We start from the raw sequence: 22,944 nt of genomic DNA, 5'->3' as shown, positions 1-22,944 counted from the left end.
TCACCAGATCTCGAGCTTCATAGCGTTGGGGGAGCAGACATCGATGCAAAGGCCGCAGGCGATGCAGCGATCCTTGTGGAACTCTACCTTGTAAGTCTCCTTCAACATCTCGAATGCCTCGGCCGGACAAATGGAGATGCATGCCCCACAGCTCGTGCACCTATCCTCATCCTTGCTCACGTACTCGTTGAGTTCCTTCACCTCAACGCCAGATGACTCGAGATAGCCTACTCCCTTCTTTATCTGGGAGGGCTTGCCCTCGATCTCTATAACCAGCTTGCCGCCGCGTTCGTCCACTCCCGCCCTCAGGATGTTAAGCATCAGATCGAAGTCCTTCACCATCCTGAAGGTGATGGGCTCGTTCACTATGGAAGGGGTGAAGCTCATCAGGAACTTGCGCTTGGTCATATCTTCACCCCCTCTTTGGACCGGATCTCAAGAGGCTTTGAACTCTTCTCCGAGGGCAGGGCCTGCACGGGTTCCGAGAGCAAGAATGTCCCCTTCTCGATACTCTTCTTCAACTCGTTCGCAATCTGCCTTGCCTTGTAGTAGCTGGATAGTGAGGAGGTCTTCACATCCTTGCCGAAAAGCTCGATGTGACCGCTCCTTAGTTCGGCGTATGAAACCTCCGTCAGAACCTTCCTGCTCCTAGACTGGACGGAGTAATCGAAGACTGGAGCGAATATGTCCTCGTCTCTGATGGCCACCGATTCCATCATCTCCTCGTCAAGTATTGGAATGGGAACCCCAAGACCCACCGCTAGTGATATGCCGTATCCGTGGAGCGTCAGCGCCCTGATGTACTCGGTGCTCATCTTCTTGAGATCACCTATGACCGCGATCGACCTCGATGGTCTGGTTGGCACACCGTTCTTCACAGGTGCGGTGGTTGAGAACTGGGTACCCTCCCAGCTCACGTAGCCAACACCACCTCCCAAGAATATCCTGGTTCCTATCCCTATCGTGCGGCATTTGGGATCGTTCATCAGAGGAGACAATTGCCCGGCGCTGCTGAATGTCGCGTTGCCGTAGTTGGGAAGTAGCTTTCCCATGTATGTGAAGAGGATGCGGTCGGTGGAGTTCGTTGCCACCGCATAGTTCTGGTAAGCGTTCCTGGGATTGAACAGGTAGGCCTGGTTCATCATGTCCAAAGTGATCGAGGTCTCGATCTCTCTCCTCGGGTAGCAATCGGTGCCATAGGAGGTGGCCTTCAAGCTCAAGACCTCGCCGGAGATCAGATCCTCGATCACGTGAGCCCCGCCGTAATGCATGTTGTCCTCTTCCTTGAGCTCCGTAGCCCCAATGTAGGCGTCAACGGCCGCCACGCCTGTGTAGGCAGGCACACCGTTCAACCAGACCTTCTGCATCTTGATCGGAGGTTCAGAGTGGCCGAAGTTGAGGAACGCGCCCGATGAACACATAGCGCCAAAGGTTCCGGTGGTAACAACATCGACTTCCTTCGCTGCCTCCTTGGCGCCCCGGGACTCGACCAGGTCGATGACCTCCTCAGCGGTCATGACCACGGCTTCCCCCCTTTCGATCCTCTCGTTGATCTCCTGGTAGGTCTTCAATCAATCACCTCAGGTAACCCTTCTCAACGGCGAGCTCCGCATTGAGGATCGAACCTCCTGCTCCGCCTCTAAGGGTGTTGTGAGAAAGTGCGAATGCCTTGAAATACATATCTTTCTTACGCAATCGTCCCACGGTTACCGCCATTCCTCTCGCTCTCTTGGGTTCCCCCGCGAAAGCGTCAAGGACCGGCTGCGGGCGATCCGGCTCGTCACGGACTATGATGGGGTCTATGGGAGCAGTAGGCAGCTCAAGGTGCTGGGGCTCCGCCCTGAACTCGGAAAGCGCGGAGGCGACCTCCGCTACCTCTGGATCTTTCTCGAAGGTCATGGTCAGCGATTCCAGGTGGCCATCTATGACCGGGACCCTGGCACAGTTGGCCAGCATGTCGAATTCGGCGAATCGCACTTTTTCATCCTCAAGAGTGCCCAGCATCTTAAGGATCTCCATCTCCATCTTCTCTTCCTCGCTCTTGATGTACGGTAGGACATTCCCGATAATGTCTAGCGATGGAACTCCTGGATATCCCGCACCCGATAGGGCCTGGTAAGTTGAGACGCAAACCAACCTCAGGCCGAAGGCATCGTGCAATGCCTTTAGCGGAAGTGCGATGCCCGTGGTGGAGCAGTTCGCGTTGGTGACAATGAAACCTCCGTTGTCGTATGTCCCCTGGTAGCGTACCACCTCAAGATGGTCAGGGTTGACCTCAGGTATCAGCAGGGGCACATCATCCCTCATGCGGTGGGAGGATGCGTTGGAGAAGACCGCTACGCCCTCTTCGGCGAGGTCATGCTCAATGTCCTTGGCGATTTCCGCTGGAAGTCCGGAGAAGGCGATCCGGCAGGATCCAGCGATCTTCTTGATATCTATCTGCTTGATCTCCGTGTTCAGTGTTTCTTGATCGAACTCGTAGTCCTTTACCTTGAGCACCTGGGAGACCCTCTTTCCATCCGATCTCTCTGAGGCATAGAGCCCGTTGATCTCGAAGAACGGGTGCCCTTCCAGGAGCTGTATGAATCTCTGACCGATCATTCCGGTCGCACCTAGAACTGCAACTTGCACATTACTCACTCAATCCCTCCGAAGTATACCCTTCCATCTTCCATGATCTTGATGAATGATTCCCTGTCTCCATCAACCGCTGATTCCATTATCCTGTCCACGGCATCACCAAGGAGTTCAAGCGCCCTGCTTGCATGGGGATTCCGATTCTGTATGTCGAAATAGAGCTCAGGGTTCTCGAACGCCACGTCCCTGGAGGTATCCATCTGCTTCCTGAATGTGGTAGACGCAGCCCTTTCCAGAGTCTGGTGATCGAAACCAGATCCGGCCAGTGCCTTGAAGAAGGCCAGGCTCACCGCGTGACTCAACCCGAGAACGAACGACATCAACTCGTCGTGCCTTTCAACCTCGACCTCCAGCATCAGGGCTCCCGTCCCCTCGAATAGTTCCTTTCCCACAATGACGGCCTCACGTGAGCCGCAATCGCATACGAGCACATTCCGGTCATAGAGCGAAACCGCATCGGGACCGAACATAGGGTGAACGCTACACACCTTGATTCCCTGGGATGCTGATTCCCTTAGCAAAGGAATAATAGGTGATTTGATGGAGGCTATGTCGAAGATCACCCCTTGGGGCTGAAGCTCAAAGATCTCCAGCAGGACCTCCGCCATCTTTGACATTGGGGTAGCCACCACTATCACATCGGATTTATCGATGCCCTCCTGGAGCGAGGGTGCCCTATCGAAATCGGTCTTTCCATCTGGGTCGAGGACCATGACCTCGTGTCCTCTTGAATGGAAATAACTGCTCAGCCAGGTGCCCATCTTTCCGGCACCGCCTACCACCAGGATGCTTTTGGACTCTGAAGGTTTCATGATCTGGCTCTGAACCTCAACGGCATCTTTGATGGTCACCCGGGCAAGATCCACCGCGGTTCTCTCTCCTATCCCTAGCCCTCTGGCAAGGTCTAGGTATCTCTCCACAACCTTCTCCTCGACCTCCAGGTTCCTAATGGGAATATTATTTGAGAGTTTGTAATGACCGATCGCACGGGCTATCTCCTCCCTCCTGGCCATGATCTCCATGATCTTGCGATCGGCAGATGCTATCCTTTCCCTGAGCAAGGATAGCTCATCCAATGAAACCACCCCTCAAGCATAGGTCAGCGAGTACAATGGCCACGACAGCCTCGACAACCACCACGGCTCTTGGAACAATGCATGGATCATGCCTTCCCTCAATCCTAAGACTGGTTTCCCTCATGGTAGTCAGGTCAACGCTGTTTTGCTCCTTGGCTATTGAGGCAGTGGGCTTGAAAGCCACCCTGATCATGAGCGGCATTCCGGTGGACAGTCCACCCAGTACCCCTCCATGATGGTTGGTCACCGTGATTACCTGCCCCTCGAGGACCGCGTATGGGTCGTTGTGCTCCGAACCCCTCATTATTGTCGCCCGGAAGCCAGATCCGAACTCCACTCCCCTCACGCCCGGAATGGAGAACAGCATCTTCGATATCTCTCCCTCCAATGTGTCGAAGAAGGGCTCGCCCACTCCCACGGGCAGGCCATCGCATTGACACTGGATGGAGCCACCCACGCTGTCGTCGTCCTCCGCGGCGGAGAGGATCTCATCCCTCATCAATTCGGCCATCTCTGCCGAAGCAGCTCTTATCGAGTTCCGTCGACTCTCTTCCAGGACATGCTGAAAGTCGTGGGCATCATCGTCCACCACTTTCCCTATAGATTGGGTATAAGCTGCCACTTCGATCGCTAAAGTCGATAGGAGAGCCTTGGCAACGGTCCCTGCCACCACCAGAGGGGCTGTCATCCTTCCCGAGAATTGTCCACCGCCCCTGATGTCGTGCGCTTCCCCGTACCTCATGATCGCTGGGAAATCAGCGTGACCTGGTCTGGGAATCCTCTTGAATTTGATATACTTCGAGCTGTCCACGTCTCGATTGGCGATTGTAATGGTGATGGGTGTGCCAGTGCTCACAGAGTCGACCACCCCAGAAATGATGCTAATGGTATCCTCCTCCCTTCTCGCCGTGCCTATACCAGGCTCTGGCCTTCGCAGTGAGAGGTCGCTCTCCATGTCCTCCCTCTGGATCTGGATCCCTGGTGGACATCCGTCTACCGTGCAGCCCACTGCTGGCCCGTGACTGCTCCCGAAAAGGGTTATCCTGAATGCGGTTCCGATGGTGTTCATTCCATCACCTCGATCCTCGCCCCGAGCGTGACCATGTCCTGAACGAAGCTGGGGTAGGAGACAGCATAGCAGTCGCCATCTCCGATGATGGTCTCTCCCTCGGCAACCAGGGCCGCTACCGAGGCAGCCATCAATATTCTGTGGTCACCGTGAGGGTCGATGATGGCCCCCCTAAGCCTGTTAGGACCTTCCACGATGCAACCATCTTCTCGCTCTTCAACCTTTGCTCCCATCTTCCTAAGCATATCAACAGTTGTACGGATTCTGTCACTTTCCTTGTGACGAAGATGGCTTGCGTTGCAAAGTACTGACCTTCCTGTTGAACAAGCTGCGAGAACCGCAACAACGGGGAACAGATCCGGACAGCTCGAAAGGTCAACTTCCTGACCATGCAGGTCTGAGGGGCAGACCTCGATCTCCCTCTCCCTTCGCTTCACTATGGCGCCAAAGCTCTCCAGGATGTCCAGGATGGCCTTGTCTCCCTGCTTGGTCTTCTCGGTCAATCCGGTGACCGTTACCCTTCCCCGCAGCGCTGCGGTGACCAGGGGAAAGGCCGCTGAGGAGAAATCCCCGGGAACCTCTAAAGTCGCTGGCATGTATATTTGACCACCCGACACTTTGAAACCCTCTTCGGTGATCTCAACTTCACCTCCGAACTGCTCCATCAGCTCCACGGTGATGTCCACGTATGGGGACGAGATCAAAGGAGAAGTGAGCACTATCTCGGTGTCCACATCCTTAAGTGGGGAGCATATCAGAAGAGAGGATATGAACTGGGAGCTGACGTCTCCTCTGATGTGAGCCCGCCTCCCGTAGTTGGGTCCCCTGACCATCAGGGGGGCCCTACCTTCAGCCTGAGTCGGGATGCAGGTCACCCCCATCTCCTGTAGCGCATCGATAAGAGGGCCCATGGGCCTTCTCCGGATGCTGCTGTCTCCAGTGAGCACTGTGGTGCAGGGCAGGAGTGACGCCACGCCTGTGAGCAGCCGTATAGTGGTTCCCGAGTTGCCCGCGTCCACAGGGTCATCTGGGCATTCCATGTGACCCCCCTTGATCCGGCAGGTATCTCCCTTCACCAGGACCTTGGCCCCGAACTGTCTCACCGCGTTAAGAGTGGAAAGAGTGTCGTCACTGAGGAGCACCCTTTTCAGAACCGAGGTCCCGTGTGCCATCATCGCTAGGATCATGACCCGGTGGGAATAGCTCTTGGAAGGCGAGGCTGGAATAGCCCCTTCAACATCTCCTGGCATCACCCTCAGTCTCAAGCAGGATCCCCCTGATATAGTTCCACCACCCTCAAATCCCAGGAATCGAGGTCTGCGAGCAGCTCATCAACTACATCCTCTTTCACCAATATGGCTGTTGCTGGGCCTGTTCCCGAGACGCCAGCTGCGAGAGCCCCTTTGTGCATTGCCTCCATAGCAAGTTCCTGGTCAAGGCCCAAAGCGGCCGAGAAGCATATTCCGTTCAGGGTCATTGCCCAGAAGTAATCACCTTCCATGGCGAGATCCAGCGCCGTCTTGGCTATTGGAGCCATTGATTTTATCCGATCCAGGGGTAGATTTCGCTTCCTGATCTTGAAGTCCGGGACGTGAAGGAGGACCTTGATGTCATCAGGTAAAATGTCCCTCTTGAGAATAATCTCACGGTCATTGTCGGTTACAACAACGCCTCCAAGAAGAGAGGCGGTCGCGTCATCGAAGGCACCTGTAACCGACACACCAGCCTCCACGGCGCTCTTGGTCCCTATCTTCACCGCTTCCAACGGATCAAGCTCAATCTCCAGGGCATTAAGCGTGGCCAGGACGATGGCGTTGGCCGCGGCACTGCTGCTCTTCAAACCTCTGGAGATTGGGATGTTAGACCTAGTTCTGATTACGGCTCCCAAATACTCATTAGGTGCGAACAGAGAGAGAACATTCTCGAAGCATCTTATCGCAAGCGAGGGATTCTCGTTCTCCTCCATTACGATCTCTATCTCTCCATCTGGTATGAGCTCTACCTCCGCACTCGTGTGCAGATCGATTCCAAAGGCGGCCCCTTTGCCAAGAGCTATGGCGTTGACTATGGTGGCCGCTCCGTGACAGATAGCCTCGCCCTTCATTCCAATTCTTCCCTTATTGCTCTAGCCATGACCTCGTAGGGAGGTGACAATCCAGTCCAGACTTCAAAAGCAGAGAGTGCCTGATAGATTAACATTTCGATTCCTGATCTGGTGAGGGCACCCTTTCTCTCTGCCTCCACCAGGAACTTAGTTTTGGGTGGATTGTAAATGGTGTCCATCACGAACTGACCCTCATGGAAAATTCCTGGATCAATGGGCAGCTCGTCAGGGAATCCCTTCATTCCCAGGGGTGTGCAGTTGATCACGATGTCAAATTCCGCTCTCAACGCCTCCTCCTCCGAGAGAACATCTGTTCCCGGGAACTGCTCTGCCAGTTTTTCAGCTCTCTCCTTGGACCTGTTCACGACCGACAACGAGGCCTCGCCTTCAGCCAGGAAGGCGCAGCAGGCTTTGGCTACGCCTCCAGCCCCCAGAACGAGAGCCCTTTTTCCCTCGGGTGATATCCCAGCGCCAGAAAAGGTGCCAGCCACTCCATCGATATCCGTGTTTAGGCCTACCAGCCGTCCATCCTGATTCACGACTGTGTTGACGGCACCGGCCCTCCTTGCCGTGTCATCAACTTCGTCCAGAAGTGGGATGATGGCCTCTTTGTGGGGTATGGTCACATTGATTCCCCTTATCCTCAACTCCCTCATTATTTCCAGCAGCTTATCCAGCTCACCTGAATCAGCTGGAAATCTCAGGTAACTTCCACTTATCCCCAGGTGCTCGAAGGCAGCTTGATGCAGTTCGGGCGAAAGGGAGTGAGAGAGCGGATAGCCAGTTATTCCAGTTATCATTCCTCGTGACAGCTCCCGAAGGGTCTTGAGATCCAGTTGACCCGGAGCCGCCTCCTTACCCAATTCAAGGGATGCGTAAGTAAAGGAGCATCCCAGTTCGCAGGTCCTTATCCTGGTGATCGCTCCCAACTCACCCATTCCGATAAGGATGAAATCCTTACTCCTTTCCATCAGGACTCTGGATGCCACCAATATGGCATGCAGGTCCGATATGGAATCCACCATGAAAGCTCCCTTCACCAGATCACAGTCTTCCATCTCCAACAGGTCCAGAATCTCCTTGACCGAAGCTCCGGGATCGAAACGGTGGGTGGAACAGATAATCCTAGCACCCCGTCCTCTGAGATTGGAGTGCATTTGAGAATCAATTTCCAGGTCGATAAGGTCGAAGTGCTCCACCGCTCTCTCGAAGAAGGCCAATCTTTGCTCCAGGGTTCCAGTGAAACGCCCGCCCTCCTCCTCAGTTCTCAAAGTGGCAATGGTGGGCACTCCCAGCTCCTCAAATGGTGATAGATCTTCGGAGATGCTGTCCATCAGGTCGAATCTGATCTCGACCAGATCTGCTAGCCGCCTTTCGGCCTCTCTTGCGGCTCTGATGGCGGCCTCGATGTCCGCCTCGACGATAGAAGCGCAGATCATTTCTCCCTAATGGTCTCCTGGATGGCGGTGCCGAAATGTCGGCCCCCCTCCTCCAGCCTCACCAGGACCTCTTGGCCCACCTGAAGGTCTGATATGGATACCGCGCCTTCTGAGGTGGAGAGCCTGATGGTCTCCGCGTTCTGCACAATGGTGGAGTAACTGCGTCCTTTCACCTCTGCCTCGATGAGCAGCAGAGGCCTCATCTCCACCTTTGATCGACCCACAACAACCGATCTTGACCTTCCTTCAGGGTCGACGGCAAGGACCTCGTCTCCGCTTCCTATCTCACTCAAGTATCTGGTCTTTCCCCCGGGGGTAAGGATGTAGGCGTGCACCGCTCCGGCGTTCACCCTGAACGGCCTTGCCGCGACGTACTCGCTCTCCACACTTTCTGAAGCAATGAGAAAAAGACAGGAGGATTGCGATCCCACCAACATCCCCTCCCCGATTCTCAGCAAGGAGCAGGAGTCCACGCAGACCCTGTCTCCCATTGTCAGGGGTTTGATCCGCGTCACCTTTGCCGGTTGCAGGTCGACCGTTCCTCCTTCTATGGTCTCGGGGAGAAAATCTTTGAGTTCGCCAGGTTTGCATTCGATGACTATCCCATCGACCCCTACCTCGAGGGTCTCGGAGAATAGCCTCGCCTCCTGAGGAGAGGTGGCGACCGCCAGCAACTTGGTGTTCGAGTTCTGGAAATCCGCTATCAGATTCTCAAGCGGTATCACCTTCCAGTCATTGGCCTTCACCACGATATTCTTCACCTTTCCCTTCAAAGAAGAGGCCTTGTCCAGGTCTTCGGATGATGAGATCCCGACTATCTGACCGATCTTCTCTCCATCCAGGAGGATATCTTGACCGCTCACTACGAAGGCGTCATACCTCCCCAACCTAGTCAGTTCTTCATCACCCTCTCTGATGAGGATGTCAACGAATCCGCTCTCCAGGGCGGAAGAGACTATTCTCTTCCTTTCCTCATAGGTCTCGGGGATATCAGCCCTCACCAGGAGCAGCTTCCCCATTCCAGCTTTTTTCATCTTATCACTTGATGAACTTAATGGCCTCGTCCACCTCCGCCCCGCTGATCACGACGCTGGAGACGGCCTTGGTTATTCCTGTTATGTTCCTATGCTGGAATATATTTCTTCCTATGGACACGCCTCTTCCCCCTACCTCTATCGAGTCCTTGACCATCTGTAGGAGCTTCTCATCAGAATCGATCTTGGGACCACCAGCTATGACCACCGGTGCGAGAGCACCCTTGACCACCTCTTTGAAAGTGTCAGGATCGCCCGTGTAGTTGGTCTTCACCAGGTCTGCACCGAGCTCCGCGGCAACACGGGCACAGTGCTTTACCACGTCGACATCGAAGGGGTTCTTGATGTTCGGTCCACGCGGATAGATCATCACCAGGAGAGGCATGCCCCATTCGTTGCACTTCCTGGAGATTTTACCCATGTCGGCCAGCATCTGGACGTCGGTGTCCGAGCCAATGTTGACGTGGATGGACACGGCGTCTGCTCCCATCTTGATAGCTTCCTCCACAGTGGTGACTATCACCTTGGCGTTGGGATCGGGCGCAAGCGATGTGCTCGCCGACAGGTGGACGATGAGTCCGATGTCCTTTCCAAAAGTGCGGTGACCATAGGGGACAATGCCCTTGTGCTCCACGACCGCTGTAGCGCCACCTAGGGAGATGGCGTCGATCGTGCTCTTGATGTCGATTATGCCTTCTATAGGCCCCATTGATATCCCGTGGTCCAGGGGCACGATTACTGCATTACCGGAGTTCCGGTCCATTATGCGTTCCATTCGCACGCTTTTTCCGAGCACACGATCACCTCTATGTATGCTAGACAATATCTAGCACGTATATAACGCTTTTCTGTTAATGTGAACGAAATGGATTTCAATGCTTACACTCGACCTGTTCACGATAACCTTGGCTCCCATTCCTTAGTGTTTCAGGATTACTTTCCAGCATTCTTGAAAGTTTCAAGCTTGATATAATCATTCACAAAGGTATTCTATTGAACTCTGTTGAACATATTCGGGAAATCATTTATCCAATGAGACTGATAGGTGGTGCATGAATAAGCGTATGGAGCACTTCGAGCGCTTTCCATCCCAGGAGAAAGTGGCAAGGCTCCTTCTAAAACATGGTCTTAGGGTTCACGATGGAAGAGCCTGGTGTGGAGAGATAGAGCTCAGTGACACTGCCCTGGGTAGGGCTGCGGACGTGGACCGCAGGGTAGTCAAGGCCGCCCTGGAGACCATCGAGTCCGATCCTCGGTTGCTCGATCTGTTCTCGAACCTACGTTCGACTCCACTGTTCTCGGAGGTGGCCTCCCTTCTTGGCGGGAGCTCCATAGAGATCATCCCGGATGATGCCCAGACTCCCGGAATCCTCGCTGATGTAGCGGGAGTAATGGCAGATGCTGGCATAAGCATCCGGCAGGCCATGGTCGATGATCCGGAGATGAGCGAGGAGCCCAGATTGTACGTCATCACCGAGAGCCCCGTACCGCCTGAAATGCTTCCGATGATAAAAGGATGCAGGGGTGTCAAGAGCATCCTTATCCACTGAAAGGGATCTGATGCCCAAAGACCGGAACGAGATTCCACCCTCAATCCCCTACGTGGGTATCGCTGTGGCGATTGTGGGTGTGTCTTTCGCCTCCATCTTCATACGGTGGAGTGAATCTCCCCCCCTGGTCATAGCGGCCTACAGGATGCTCCTGGTCTCGATAATACTCCTTCCATTAGCAACTTTGACATCCAAGAATGAGATCCGTACGATGTCACGGCGGGACATGGCCATACTCCTGCTGATAGGTGCGATACTTGCTGCACACTTCTTCGCATACATATCTGCCGTCAAGATGACCACCGTGGCTAGTGCTATCCTTCTGGCCACATGTCACCCCGTTATCGTTGGGATAATCTCCATCCTTGTCCTCAAGGATACCAAGAAGGCCGTTGGAATCGGCATACTGGCTGGTATGAGCGGTCTGGTCATAATAACCCTGGGGGATATCGGAGGAGGAAATATAGATGGTGACATCCTGGCTCTGATCAGCGGGGTTTTCTTCTCAGCCTATCTCCTGCTGGGGAGGGTGCTGAGGCAGAGGATTTCCATCATAACTTATGTGTTCGTGGTGTTCTCTTCCTGTGCCCTCGTCCTGCTGGGAGCGGCCTTTATCACCGGTCAAGTGATGTGGCCAATGCCCGCCAGGGAACTGCTGATATTCCTAGGACTGGCGGTTATCTCGACCATAATGGGCCACTTGCTCTTCAACTTCTCCCTGAGGTATCTCAGCGCCTCGGTGATCTCCGTATCCTACTTAGGAGAGCCAGTGGGAGCGATTCTACTGGCCGCAATGCTTCTGGACGAGATACCATCTGTCTACGTGCTTGTCGGAGGAATGATGATACTGGTGGGAATACTCCTCACGGCTAGGACCGAGAGGAATCAGAACGGCAGTGGTAATGGGCAAGGTCATTGACGCTGATGTCCCCTTTCCTGGCCCTCTTTATCGCTCCCACGGTCGCCCTTGCTCCCGGGATGGTGGTTATGAACGGTATCTCAAGCTCCACCGCCAGACGCCTCATCATGTAGCCGTCTCTCCTTGCACCAGATGACTCGGTGGGAGTGTTTATGATCAGGTGAATGTCTCCCCGCCTCATCAGACCCAAAGCGTCAGGTGGAACATTCTCACTAATCCTGTAGACGGTCGTGGTTTGAAGGCCGTTCTCCCTCAGGTAGGTCGAGGTTCCCTTAGTAGCGTAGATCTTGAATCCCATATCGAAAAGATCCTTGGCCACGGGCAGGATTGTCTCCTTATCACTGTCCGAGACGGTTATGTATACGCTCCCCTCCTTGGGCAGCTTGTTGCCTGCAGAGATCATGGCCTTGTAGACCGCAGCGTCGTAGTCGGTATCGATGCCCATGACCTCTCCAGTACTCTTCATCTCAGGTCCTAGGATGCTGTCTACACCAGGCAGCTTGAGGAAAGGGAAAACCGACGCTTTGACCGTCACATGGTTACAGTGAACCGTCCCAACCAACCCCATTTCTTTGAGGGTGCGGCCCAGCATTACCTTGGTGGCCACTTTAGCCAGCGGAATACCTATGGCCTTTGAAATGATGGGAATGGTCCTGCTAGCCCTGGGATTCGCCTCCAGCATGTAGACATCCCCTTCCTTCACGGCCAGCTGGAGGTTCATCAGCCCCTTGATCCTAAGAGCCCTTGCTACTTGGATGGTGATCTCCTCTATCCTCTTGATGATGCTCTTCGGAACTGTTTGAGGAGGCAATATCATGGTAGCGTCTCCAGAATGAACGCCCGCCTCCTCTATGTGCTCCAGAATGCCTCCGATGAACACGTCCTCCCCATCAGCCACGACATCCACGTCGATTTCAATCGCATGCGACAGGTACTTGTCAACCAGGATGGGATGCTGTCTTGAGACCTTGACCGCGGAGGCCACATACGTCTCCAGCTCTTTCTCGTTGTACACGATCTCCATCGCTCTGCCCCCCAGCACGTAGGAAGGGCGGACAAGAACCGGATATCCAATGCGGGCGGCGATGTCCTTCACCTCTTCGAATGAGTGTCCAGTTCCTGCATCTGGTTGCTTGATGTCCAGTTTCTTCATCATGGCGGAGAATAGCTTCCTATCTTCGGCCACATCCATGTCCGATGGAGCAGTGCCTAGGACCCTGGTCCTGGTACCTTTCAGCGCTTCCTCCAGGTCAATAGCCAGGTTGACCGCGGTCTGGCCTCCGAATTGAAGGATCACCCCATCGGCATCCTCCTTCTCTATCACGTTCAGGACATCCTCCAGGGTAAGAGGTTCGAAGTACAGCCGGTCGGATATGTCGTAATCAGTGCTCACCGTCTCGGGGTTGTTGTTGATGATGACGGCATCCACTGTCTCCTCCTGGAGTGCCATGACTCCGTGAACGCAGCAGTAGTCGAACTCAATGCCCTGTCCTATCCGGATCGGGCCTCCTCCTACGATCACCACCTTCCTGTTTTCCGATGATTTACACTCACAGGTGGTCTCGTATGTGGAGTAGAAGTAGGGGGTCTCAGCCTTGAACTCGGCGGCACAGGTATCCACCATCTTGAATGTTGGCCAGATTCCCATATCGTTGCGGAGGTCTCTGACCTTCATATCTTTCATGCCGGTAAAGGATCCGATCAGCTCATCAGAGAAGCCCATGCGCTTCGCTTTCCTCAGCAAGTTGAAATCAAGTTCATTCGACTCCTTCAGCTGTTCCTCCATGCGAATGATGTTCTGGATCTTGACGATGAAGAAAGGATCCCATTTGGTCTTAGCGGCGATCTCCTCGATAGACATGCCTCTCCTGAGCGCCTCAGCCATGACGAAAAGGCGGAGATCTGTCGCGTTCACGAGCTCTTCTTCGATATCCTCATCGCTCCAGTTCTCAGCTTCCAGCCCTAACCTGTCGATCTCCAGTGACCGTACGGCCTTGAGAATACCCTCCTCTATGGTTCGCCCAATGGCCATTACCTCCCCAGTGCTCTTCATCTGGGTGGTTATCTTTCTATCCACCGTCCTGAACTTATCGAAGGGCCATCTGGGCAACTTCAGAACCACGTAATCTATTGTGGGCTCGAACGCCGCGTATGTTATCCCGGTTATCCTGTTGGGGATCTCATCGAGCGTCTTGCCTACCGCAATCTTCGCAGCTACCCGAGCGATAGGATATCCAGTCGCCTTTGATGCCAGAGCTGATGATCTAGAGACCCTGGGATTCACCTCGATGACCCTGTAATCTTTGGTCTCTGGATTGAAAGCGAATTGGATATTACATCCTCCTTCGATCTTGAGGGCCCTGATGATCTTGATGGCCGCCGTCCTGAGCCGCTGGTGATCCTTGTCGTTGAGTGTTTGCGCTGGGGCGATGACAATACTCTCACCGGTGTGAATTCCCATGGCATCGAGGTTTTCCATGCTGCAGATGATTATGCAGTTGTCATTCGCATCCCGCATGACCTCGTATTCGTACTCCTTCCAACCAAGTACACTTTCCTCGATGAGCACCTGGTGGATACGGGAATAGATCAACCCCCTTCCAGCAATCGGGATCAGCTCTTCCTCGTCGAAAGCCACCCCTCCTCCCGTTCCTCCCAAGGTATAGGCGGGCCTGATCAGGACAGGATATCCTCCCAACTCTTCCACAGCCCTTATCGCCTCCTCAACGGTGTTGCAGGTCAGACTCTGGGGGATGGGCTCACCAATCTCAAGCATCTTCTTCCTGAACAGCTCGCGGTCCTCGGAGAGCGCGATTGCCTCTGGCTGCGTGCCAAGAAGGCTTACCCCTAACTCATCAAGGGTACCGTCCTCCGCCAGCTCAGAGCAGATATTAAGAGCGGTTTGGCCGCCCATTCCAGAGAGTATCCCGTCAACTTTCTCCTTCTTGATTATCTCCTTTACCGAGGAGAGCTGAAGAGGTTCGATGTAGACGACATCGGCCATCTCGAGGTCTGTCTGTATCGTTGCAGGGTTCGAGTTCACTAGGACCGTCTGATATCCTTCTTCTCTGAGAGATTGGCATGCCTGGGATCCGGAGAAATCGAACTCTGCCGCCTGACCGATCACTATTGGGCCTGAGCCGATCACCATGAGCTTGTTGTACTCCTTCTTGCTCATTGATGTCCCTCCACCAATCTCACGAAATCATCGAAGAGAAATGCGGTGTCACCTGGACCAGGAGAGACCTCAGGATGATACTGCGAGGTGAAGATGGGCAGTTCCTTGTGTTTCATTCCCTCCACGGTGTTGTCGTTGACATTGAACTGATTAGCAGCGATTTCCGATTCATCAAGGGATTCCGCCTTTACAGCGTATCCGTGGTTCTGCGAGGTAATGAACACCCGTCCATTGAGCTTGACGGGTTGATTTGCCCCACGGTGCCCGAACTTCATCTTATACGTCTCTCCTCCGAAAGCTAGTGCCATCAGCTGGTTGCCCATGCAGATGCCCATCATAGGATAATCCTCTTTCAAAGCCCTCATGGTCCTAACTACTGTATCCTTTAGATCTGGGTGAGAGGGATCCCCAGGACCATTGGAGACCACGATGCCGTGTATCTCCTCATTCCTGAAGAAACCGGGAGGTGTATCATAGGGTAATTGGATGACCGAGAATCTCTTTCTCAATTCCCTGATGATATTCGCCTTCACACCACAGTCTATCAGGGCAATGGTGTCGGCCCCCTCTTTTTCGTACCTTATTATCTCCTTGGTGGATACCTCACCTACCAGGTTCCTTTCTGAGGGATAGGGAACCCTTCTCACCTCTTCGAGCACGGATTCCACATCATCCTCGAAGGAGATCGCCCCCCTCAAAGTCCCATGCTCTCTTATGCCGATGATAAGTGATCGAGTGTCAACCTCAGATATCCCTGGCTTTCGATTTTCAAGAAGGAAATTATGGATCGTATCTCCAGAGTACATTTCACTTGGGATTGGACAGTTCTCTCTCACAACATACCCTTGTACCTGCACCTTGGGAGATTCGTAATCGTACCTATTCACTCCATAATTACCAATAAGTGGATATGACATGATAAGGATCTGGCCCCTATAGGATGGGTCGGTGAGACTCTCCTGATAGCCGGTCATGCCGGTGGTGAAGACGACCTCTCCGTAAGTCGTCTCCTCAAAACCAAAGCCAGTACCCTCCATAATCGTTCCATCCTCTAGGATCAGGAAGCACTGTGCCATCAGAAAGTTGAGGTAAAGGTAAGAGGTACTTAACTTTTTTTGACGATGGAGAACAACATGTTCCTCAATTGTCCGAGAAGGGACAATGAGCGTTGTGCGTATCTAGATTGAATGGCTCTTCACAGTTGGCGACCAGCTAGCCAAAGGTAAAAGCATTTATGTTGGGCAAGATGTTGCTGTCAGACAATGAGGGTTCTCCACCAGGACCGGAAGACGGGGGAGATAAAGGTGCAGGTAGACTCTCTCGATGATCTCTGGCACCTGTTCAATATCATCAGTGTGGGTGATATGGTCTTCGCGGTCACTTACCGCCGAGAGGAAGGAAAGGCCGACAAGATCCGCTCAGAGAGAGGAGAGAAGAGACGGATGCGTCTGGGACTGAGGGTCGAGAAGGTGGAGTTCCACGAGTTCGAAGATCGTCTTAGAATCCTCGGAGTTATAGAGGAAGGCCCCCAGGACCTGGGCTCATATCATACCTTTAACATGCAGGAAGGTGAGGTCATCTCCATCATCAAGGAGAGATGGACCGAGGCCCAGTTAAAGCGCGTAAAGAGGGCGGTGGAGGATGCCAAGCGTCCCAAGATCGTGTTCGTCTCTCTGGAGTATGACGAGGCGGCCATCGCTGTTCTCAGGCAGTTCGGGATTCAGGAATTGGCACATATCTTCGCACCCTCCTCTGGCAAGATGTACGAGAGCAAGGGGGAGGGCGACTATTACGACGAGATCGTGGGCAAGGTGGTCCAAATCTCTGGGGAGGGTGTGCCGGTCATCATACTGGGGCCAGGTTTCGCTAAGGAGACCCTAATCGCACGCGGTAAAGAGCGCTCTCCAGAGATCTTCGGAAGAGCAAGGGTCTTCCACACCGGCCAGGCGGGCATGGCCGGAATCAACGAGCTGATGAAGAAGGGGATCGGCGGTGACATCCTCGAAGATTCCCGTGTTGCAATGGAGGTTCAGCTTGTAGAGCAGGTCCTTTCCGAGATATCTAAGGATGGTTTGGTGGCCTACGGCACCAAAGAGGTAGAGAAGGCGGTGAAAATGGGGGCTGTGGACACACTGCTCATAATGGACAGCTTAGTCAGGCACAGGGACCTCGATGAGTTGATGCGGTCGGCCGAGGCTTCAGGGGGAAGGGTTGTCGTGGTCAGCGAGCATCACGATGCAGGCAGAGAACTGGAGTCCATAGGCGGCTATGCTGCCCTTCTTCGGTTCAAGGTGGAATAGCTCCTTCCATCCCTGATGGCCTTTTATTCAGTGAATTCGACAAGGACAATCTGGGTGTCATGCCTTAATTGACGAAATCCTGGCACTACCTGGCCGATCATGCAAGATGGTACTCAGAATCGATATTCCGAAATGCTTTTGTACGAATTGAATTATTCTATTACGAGGTTTCATTTCATCTTATATTGATAGTGTAGACCTTCCCTGAGTTCTATCTGTCTCAAGGGAGGCGACGAGCCTCGCCATATGTCTAGTTTAAATCGCAAAGTCCAGATATATTGACTCTTTAGGGGGGAGAATCGACCCCACCAAGGGTCTTCTGAACGCGATCATCAGAATCACGCAATAATAGTAGAAGGTCAGGTGAGAGGAAAGGGATTGAAAATGCAGAGTGAAGAGAGTGTTCATGAAAAGCTCAGCAAGTTCCCGCTGAACATATGCGATACAACGCTCCGTGATGGTGAGCAGGCAGCGGGAATAGTCTTTGCCAACCTCGAGAAGATCCGTATTGCCAAGCTCCTCGATGAGCTCGGCGTCCAGCAACTTGAGGTGGGCATTCCGGCCATGGGAGGTGATGAGAAGAAGTCCATCAAGCGCATCGCCAGCCTTGGTCTGGACTCCTCCATACTTGGCTGGAATCGCGCTTCGATCGAGGATATCTCTCACAGCATCGACTGCGATGTTGATGCGGTAGCGATATCCATGTCATCATCGGACATACACATCGAGCACAAGCTGCGTAAGAGTCGTGAGTGGGTACTTGAGCGCCTGGTTGAAGGTATCGAGTACGCCAAGGATCATGGGCTGTATGTCTCGGCAAACGCCGAGGACTCCAGTCGCGCGGACAAGGAGTTCCTGATCAAGTTCGCCCAGACCGCAAAGGGAGCTGGTGCCGACAGACTCAGGTACTGCGATACCCTGGGGATACTGGAACCCAGGCGTACCTTCGAGACCATCAAGGTACTGGTGGATTACGTCAAGATTCCTGTTGAGATGCACACACACAATGATTTTGGGATGGCGACTGCGAACGCCATCGCCGGCGTGAGGGGTGGTGCAACATTCATCAGCACCACTGTGCTGGGCATTGGAGAGCGCACTGGAAATTCTCCGCTTGAGGAGGTGGTAATGGCGGCCAAGCACCTCCTGAACGTGGATACTGGTATCGATACCAAGCGCTTCCGTGAGATCGCCGAGTATGTGGCTCGAGCATCCAATCGGGAAATCCCTGGATGGAAGCCAATTGTGGGCAGCAACTGCTTCGCTCATGAGGCGGGTATACACACGGACGGCGTGCTCAAGTTCCTCAGTAACTACGAGCCTTACTCACCAGAAGAGGTGGGTATGGATCGCAAGATAATCATAGGCAAGCATTCCGGCAGATCCACCATCAAGCAGGTGCTAGCCGATAGGGGAATAGATATTAACGATGAAGCCTCGACCGCCATACTTGAGATCGTTAGAAAGACCTCCGTCTCCCTGAAGAGGGCGCTTTCCGAGAATGAGCTCTTTTACATTTATCAGGACTGGAAGGAGGGAATGTTCGAGGCCCTTGAGGAGAATGTAGGTGGTTGATCATATGGGTACAATTTCGGAGGAGATTCTCTCCAATCACGTTAAGGAAGAAGTCTCTGCTGGCCAGATAGTGATATCTCCGGTGGACTTCATGATGAGTCAGGATGGAACTACCCCTCTTACTATTGTCGCTTTCGACAAGATGGAGGGGAAGGGATTCAACGATCCAGACCGCTACTGTGCGGTTATAGACCACAATGTCCCCTCGCCACTGGAGGGCGTATCGAACCTCCACGCCAAGATGCGTGACTTCGTTGGAAGTTACGGGGGAACGCTGTACGATATTGGTGATGGAGTGTGTCATCAGCTGGTTCCGGAGCAGGGTCATGCCCTACCCGGGGATGTGGTGATCGGAGCGGATAGTCACACCTGCACCTATGGTGCGATCAACTGCTTCTCGACTGGAGTGGGATCTACAGATCTGGCTGCCGCGTTGATAACCGGGCAGACATGGTTCAAGGTCCCTCAGACGATTAAGCTAGTTTACAACGGATCGCTTCCCAAGGGCGTCTTCTCGAAGGACGTGGCCCTTCATATGGTGGGCATGATCACCCACAGAGGGGCCACTTACAAGGCCTTGGAGATCCACGGCGAGGCGATTGACTCACTCTCCGTGGAGGGAAGGATGACGATATCCAATATGGCAGTCGAAACGGGAGCGAAGGTAGGCATAATGCGATACGATGAGAAGGTCGAGGCCTACGTTCGCCCCAGGGCCAAGAGACCTTATAAAGGGGTGGATCCCACGGAGGACGCCACTTACGAAAGGATAATCGAGAAGGACCTTTCCGATCTGCCACCGATGATCGCGAAGCCCCACGATGTCGATAACGTGGCGGAGATCGATGAATTGGTGGGCATGGACATCAACCAGGTGTTCATAGGGACATGCACCAACGGTCGCCTTGAGGATCTTACGGTAGCGGCAAACATACTGAAGGGCGAGAAGATTGCCAAAGGCGTGAGGTTCGTGGTATCGCCCTCATCCAGGGAGGTAATGCTGAACGCCATGGAGACTGGCGTGATGGATATCCTCGTAAAGGCGGGCGCGTGCATCACATCCGCTTCATGCGGTCCCTGTGTCGGAACCTGCAACGGCATTCCTTCCGATGATGAGGTGGTAATCTCCACTGCCAACAGGAACTTCAAGGGCAGGATGGGGAATAAGACCTCAGAGATATACCTGGCAAGTCCCGCGACGGCCGCATACTCCGCGATCAAGGGAAAGCTGGCCGATCCACGGGAGGTGGTGGCGTGAAGAACCTTTATGGAAAGGTACACAGGTTCGGTGACAACATCAACACCGACTACATCATCTCTGGAAAGTACAAGTTCAAGACACTTGACATGAACGAGCTGGCCCATCATGTAATGGAGGACATTCGCCCCGACTTCTACAATGAGGTGGAGAAGGGTGACTTCATCGTGGCCGGCGAGAACTTCGGAGGTGGCTCCAGCCGGGAGCAGGCTCCCCTGGTCATTCAGGCCGCCGGGGTGGGCGCCGTTTTGGCCAAATCCTTCGCCCGAATCTTCTTCAGGAATGCCATTAATGTTGGACTCCCCGTCGTAGAATGTGATACCTCCGATATCGAAGAGGGCGACGAGCTCAAGATCGATCTTGTAGGAGGCTGGGTGAAAAACGTGACAAAGGACAAGAAGATCCCCTCCACCCCGCTTCCAGAGGTTATGGTCCGCATTCTGAACGCCGGTGGACTGGCAGAATACCTGAAGAAGGAAGGCTCACTTTAAGGAGGAAGATATCATGGTTGATCATAGATTGGTTGAGAAAGGAAAGGAACATTTCGGTAGGATCATCGAGAGGCAGCTCGAGAGAGTTGACCAGATGAAGGCCGACAAGGGTTGGAAGGATTTCAAGAACCTTGACAAGATCGTGATAGGAATCGTGGGCGGTGACGGAATCGGCCCATACATATGCGCTCATGCCCAGAGGGTGCTGGAGTTTCTCCTCAAGGAGGACATCGAGAAAGGGAAGGTAGAGATTCGCACCATAGAGGGGATGACAATCGAGGATCGTGTTCGGGTCATGAAGGCCATCCCGGACGAGGTGGTCGAGGAGCTGAAAAAGTGTGATGTGATCCTGAAGGGACCGACCACTACACCCAAGAAGGGCGATCCTTGGCCCAACATCGAGAGCGCGAATGTTGCCATGAGGAAAGTGCTCGATCTATTCGCGAATGTACGACCGGTAAGGGTCCCAGAACAGGGTCTTGACTGGATCTTCTTCAGGGAGAACACCGAGGGCAGCTACATGCTTGGGAGCGAGGGGATAGATCTCTCCAGCGACATCGCCTTCGATTTCTGCGTTACCACCCGGCAAGGATCCGAGCGGATTATCAGGCTAGCCTTCGAGTACGCCAAACAGAACGGGTACTCCAAGGTGACCGTCGTGACCAAGGCAAATGTGGTAAAGGCTACCGATGGCTTATTCCTGGAGGTGGCCGAAGAGGTGGCCAAAGACTATCCGGACATTGAGTGGGATGATTGGTTCATCGATATCATGACCGCCAAGCTCATCGACGAGAACCGCCGTCGTCAGTTCCAGGTAATGGTCCTTCCAAACCTATATGGCGATATCATCACCGACGAAGCGGCCCAGATCCAGGGAGGCGTTGGGACTGCGGGAGCGGCCAATATTGGGAAGCAATACGCCATGTTCGAGGCGATTCACGGATCCGCACCCAGGATGGTGGACGAAGGAAGGGCACAGTACGCTGACCCCTCCTCGGTCATCAAGGGCGGAGCGCTTCTGCTCAGTCACGTTGGCTACCAGGAGGAGGCGAATAAGCTTGAGATGGCACTGGATATATGTTGTCAGCTCGAGAGAAAGATGATCCTCACTGGTCGTTCGAATGGAGCCACCGGTTCAGAATTCGCCAACTACATCATGGATACGATACAGGATCCTGGACTCGAAGAGAAGTGGAACAGCTTCAAAGCCTAGGACAGGACCCAAACAACTTCCATATTTCCCCTTTTTTTCAATGATTTTCAATGCAATCGGATCAGATCTGATCTTGTTTTGATGTTGAGGATCTGGTCCTAGTCCTTGTTTATCGTGAGGTTGATGGCGGTCTCCGCGATATCGATTGAGTACATGGCAGTTCTGAGAATGCTGTCCAATATAGTGTTCTCATTGAGGCTCGTGCATCCCTTGATGTCCCCCCCAGGCTTCAGCAGCTCGCAGTCCTCAACCAGCTTGCTCCCCTCATCTATGACCAGGTTCGCCTCATCGATATCCCTCTTGAAAAGAGATTCCACAGCATTATCCAGTATTTTGACCGCCCTCTCGCTGAGTCCTCTCAGGTTCTTCCGCATTTTGTCGTCCCCCTCATCATGGGGCATCAGCGAAGTGCGGGCAATCTTCTCAGCGTGGTCCCCTATTCTCTCGATGAGCCTTGCAGCCAGCATAAGGTTCATCCCCTCGAAGACATCCACGCCGATCTTCTCGCTTATCCTGCGGTCCTTGAGGATGAGGTTGTACTGTTTCACCACCATAAGGTAAAGCCTATCAACATCCAGGTCTCGGTCTATGACATCCCTTGCAAGGCTATCATCATTCTCTTCAAATGCCGTGATAGCATCCCTGTGCATAGAATTGACTAGCAGGTGCATCCTCCTGACGCACTTGCGTTGAGGAAGCTCTGCCGGGTCGGATAGATCGAGAAGGACAATGGAGTTACTGGTCTCTTCAATTACCTCTGGTCCAATGACCAGTCTTGAGAATTCCTTGATCTCCCTCTTTAGTTCGTAATCCAGCCTTGCTGTCGATCGAACCTCGATGATGTCGTAACCCGCAAGGTAAGCGGCAATGAGTTTCCTCATGAGGTGCTGCCCCACTTCATCCTTGTCGACATTCACTATCTTGCGAACCTGCTCGTCCCTTTCACCAATGACACTATTCAAAGACAAGGATCCGTCACGAAGTACGTTTACCTCGAGAGGATCTCCCTGTTTGAGACCCTGCTCTTGCACCCATCTCTTTGGAAGCGAGACTGTCATTGTTGATACACCGGTCTTCTGGATCTTGCGGATCTCCATTTCA

20 protein-coding genes are annotated in these 22,944 nt (G+C 53.5%); 7 read left to right on the top strand and 13 right to left on the bottom strand.

The features are described 5' to 3' along the window. The 10 genes from GKC03_02985 to GKC03_02940 are packed head-to-tail and all read right to left on the bottom strand — an operon-like array spanning nt 1 to nt 10,134. The gene (locus GKC03_02985; protein NYT11502.1) at nt 1-408 is read right to left on the bottom strand and encodes a 4Fe-4S dicluster domain-containing protein; all 408 of its coding nucleotides are present in this window, start codon (nt 406-408) and stop codon (nt 1-3) included. Next, a complete protein-coding gene (locus GKC03_02980) occupies nt 405-1,517 on the bottom strand; it encodes a hypothetical protein (GenBank protein ID NYT11501.1) in 1,113 nt (370 codons plus the stop codon). The genes GKC03_02985 and GKC03_02980 overlap by 4 nt, the downstream gene beginning before the upstream one ends. A gap of 58 nt (nt 1,518-1,575) precedes the next feature. Continuing rightward, on the bottom strand, nt 1,576-2,640 hold the full coding sequence (gene asd / locus GKC03_02975; protein NYT11500.1) for an aspartate-semialdehyde dehydrogenase: 1,065 nt from the start codon (nt 2,638-2,640) through the stop codon (nt 1,576-1,578). Next, nucleotides 2,637-3,713, bottom strand: coding sequence for a prephenate dehydrogenase/arogenate dehydrogenase family protein (locus tag GKC03_02970; protein ID NYT11499.1), 1,077 nt, complete (start codon nt 3,711-3,713; stop codon nt 2,637-2,639). The genes asd and GKC03_02970 overlap by 4 nt, the downstream gene beginning before the upstream one ends. Continuing rightward, a complete protein-coding gene (gene aroC / locus GKC03_02965; GenBank protein NYT11498.1) occupies nt 3,706-4,782 on the bottom strand; it encodes a chorismate synthase in 1,077 nt (358 codons plus the stop codon). Before aroC ends, GKC03_02970 begins: the two co-directional genes overlap by 8 nt. Continuing rightward, a complete protein-coding gene (aroA, locus tag GKC03_02960; GenBank protein ID NYT11497.1) occupies nt 4,779-6,047 on the bottom strand; it encodes a 3-phosphoshikimate 1-carboxyvinyltransferase in 1,269 nt (422 codons plus the stop codon). The genes aroC and aroA overlap by 4 nt, the downstream gene beginning before the upstream one ends. Then, a complete protein-coding gene (locus GKC03_02955) occupies nt 6,044-6,886 on the bottom strand; it encodes a shikimate kinase (protein NYT11496.1) in 843 nt (280 codons plus the stop codon). Before GKC03_02955 ends, aroA begins: the two co-directional genes overlap by 4 nt. After that, nucleotides 6,883-8,325 carry a shikimate dehydrogenase gene (aroE, locus tag GKC03_02950; GenBank protein NYT11495.1) on the bottom strand — a complete coding sequence of 481 codons (1,443 nt, stop codon included), beginning with the start codon at nt 8,323-8,325 and terminating at the stop codon, nt 6,883-6,885. Before aroE ends, GKC03_02955 begins: the two co-directional genes overlap by 4 nt. Then, a complete protein-coding gene (locus GKC03_02945) occupies nt 8,322-9,344 on the bottom strand; it encodes a 3-dehydroquinate synthase (GenBank protein ID NYT11494.1) in 1,023 nt (340 codons plus the stop codon). The genes aroE and GKC03_02945 overlap by 4 nt, the downstream gene beginning before the upstream one ends. A gap of 19 nt (nt 9,345-9,363) precedes the next feature. Continuing rightward, nucleotides 9,364-10,134 carry a class I fructose-bisphosphate aldolase family protein gene (locus tag GKC03_02940; protein ID NYT11493.1) on the bottom strand — a complete coding sequence of 257 codons (771 nt, stop codon included), beginning with the start codon at nt 10,132-10,134 and terminating at the stop codon, nt 9,364-9,366. Between the two features lie 277 nt (nt 10,135-10,411). Here GKC03_02940 and GKC03_02935 point away from each other — a divergent pair, with 277 nt between their 5' ends. Beyond that, nucleotides 10,412-10,909, top strand: a complete 498-nt coding sequence (locus GKC03_02935; GenBank protein ID NYT11492.1) for a hypothetical protein — start codon at nt 10,412-10,414, stop codon at nt 10,907-10,909. Nucleotides 10,910-10,919: 10 nt separating this feature from the next. Next, nucleotides 10,920-11,828 (top strand): DMT family transporter, encoded by a 909-nt coding sequence (locus GKC03_02930; GenBank protein ID NYT11491.1) that lies wholly within the window; start codon nt 10,920-10,922, stop codon nt 11,826-11,828. Here the strand turns inward: GKC03_02930 and carB are convergent. Beyond that, nucleotides 11,779-15,006: a carbamoyl-phosphate synthase large subunit gene (gene carB, locus GKC03_02925; GenBank protein ID NYT11490.1), complete on the bottom strand. Its 3,228-nt coding sequence runs from the start codon at nt 15,004-15,006 to the stop codon at nt 11,779-11,781. The genes GKC03_02930 and carB overlap by 50 nt on opposite strands. Continuing rightward, nucleotides 15,003-16,082, bottom strand: a complete 1,080-nt coding sequence (gene carA, locus GKC03_02920) for a glutamine-hydrolyzing carbamoyl-phosphate synthase small subunit (protein ID NYT11489.1) — start codon at nt 16,080-16,082, stop codon at nt 15,003-15,005. Before carA ends, carB begins: the two co-directional genes overlap by 4 nt. Before the next feature lie 186 nt (nt 16,083-16,268). On the opposite strand from carA, the gene GKC03_02915 reads away from it, so the two are divergent. From GKC03_02915 to GKC03_02895, 5 genes are all read left to right on the top strand, one after another. Next, the gene (locus tag GKC03_02915; protein NYT11488.1) at nt 16,269-17,306 is read left to right on the top strand and encodes an mRNA surveillance protein pelota; all 1,038 of its coding nucleotides are present in this window, start codon (nt 16,269-16,271) and stop codon (nt 17,304-17,306) included. Between the two features lie 384 nt (nt 17,307-17,690). Continuing rightward, nucleotides 17,691-18,881: a homocitrate synthase gene (gene nifV / locus GKC03_02910; protein NYT11487.1), complete on the top strand. Its 1,191-nt coding sequence runs from the start codon at nt 17,691-17,693 to the stop codon at nt 18,879-18,881. Between the two features lie 4 nt (nt 18,882-18,885). Beyond that, on the top strand, nt 18,886-20,139 hold the full coding sequence (locus GKC03_02905) for a 3-isopropylmalate dehydratase large subunit (GenBank protein ID NYT11486.1): 1,254 nt from the start codon (nt 18,886-18,888) through the stop codon (nt 20,137-20,139). Beyond that, a complete protein-coding gene (locus GKC03_02900) occupies nt 20,136-20,630 on the top strand; it encodes a 3-isopropylmalate dehydratase small subunit (protein NYT11485.1) in 495 nt (164 codons plus the stop codon). Before GKC03_02905 ends, GKC03_02900 begins: the two co-directional genes overlap by 4 nt. 13 nt (nt 20,631-20,643) lie before the next feature. Next, the gene (locus GKC03_02895; protein ID NYT11484.1) at nt 20,644-21,843 is read left to right on the top strand and encodes an isocitrate/isopropylmalate dehydrogenase family protein; all 1,200 of its coding nucleotides are present in this window, start codon (nt 20,644-20,646) and stop codon (nt 21,841-21,843) included. Between the two features lie 98 nt (nt 21,844-21,941). Here the strand turns inward: GKC03_02895 and GKC03_02890 are convergent, their stop codons facing one another. Continuing rightward, complete coding sequence (locus GKC03_02890; protein NYT11483.1) at nt 21,942-22,940, bottom strand: phosphate uptake regulator PhoU; 999 nt, start codon at nt 22,938-22,940, stop codon at nt 21,942-21,944. Between the last annotated feature and the right edge of the window lie 4 nt (nt 22,941-22,944).

The organism is Methanomassiliicoccales archaeon (assembly GCA_013415695.1).
Lineage (GTDB): Archaea > Thermoplasmatota > Thermoplasmata > Methanomassiliicoccales > JAAEEP01 > JAAEEP01.
The sequence above is the reverse complement of the archived record's forward strand: the minus strand, read 5'-3'. Positions and strand labels throughout refer to the sequence as shown.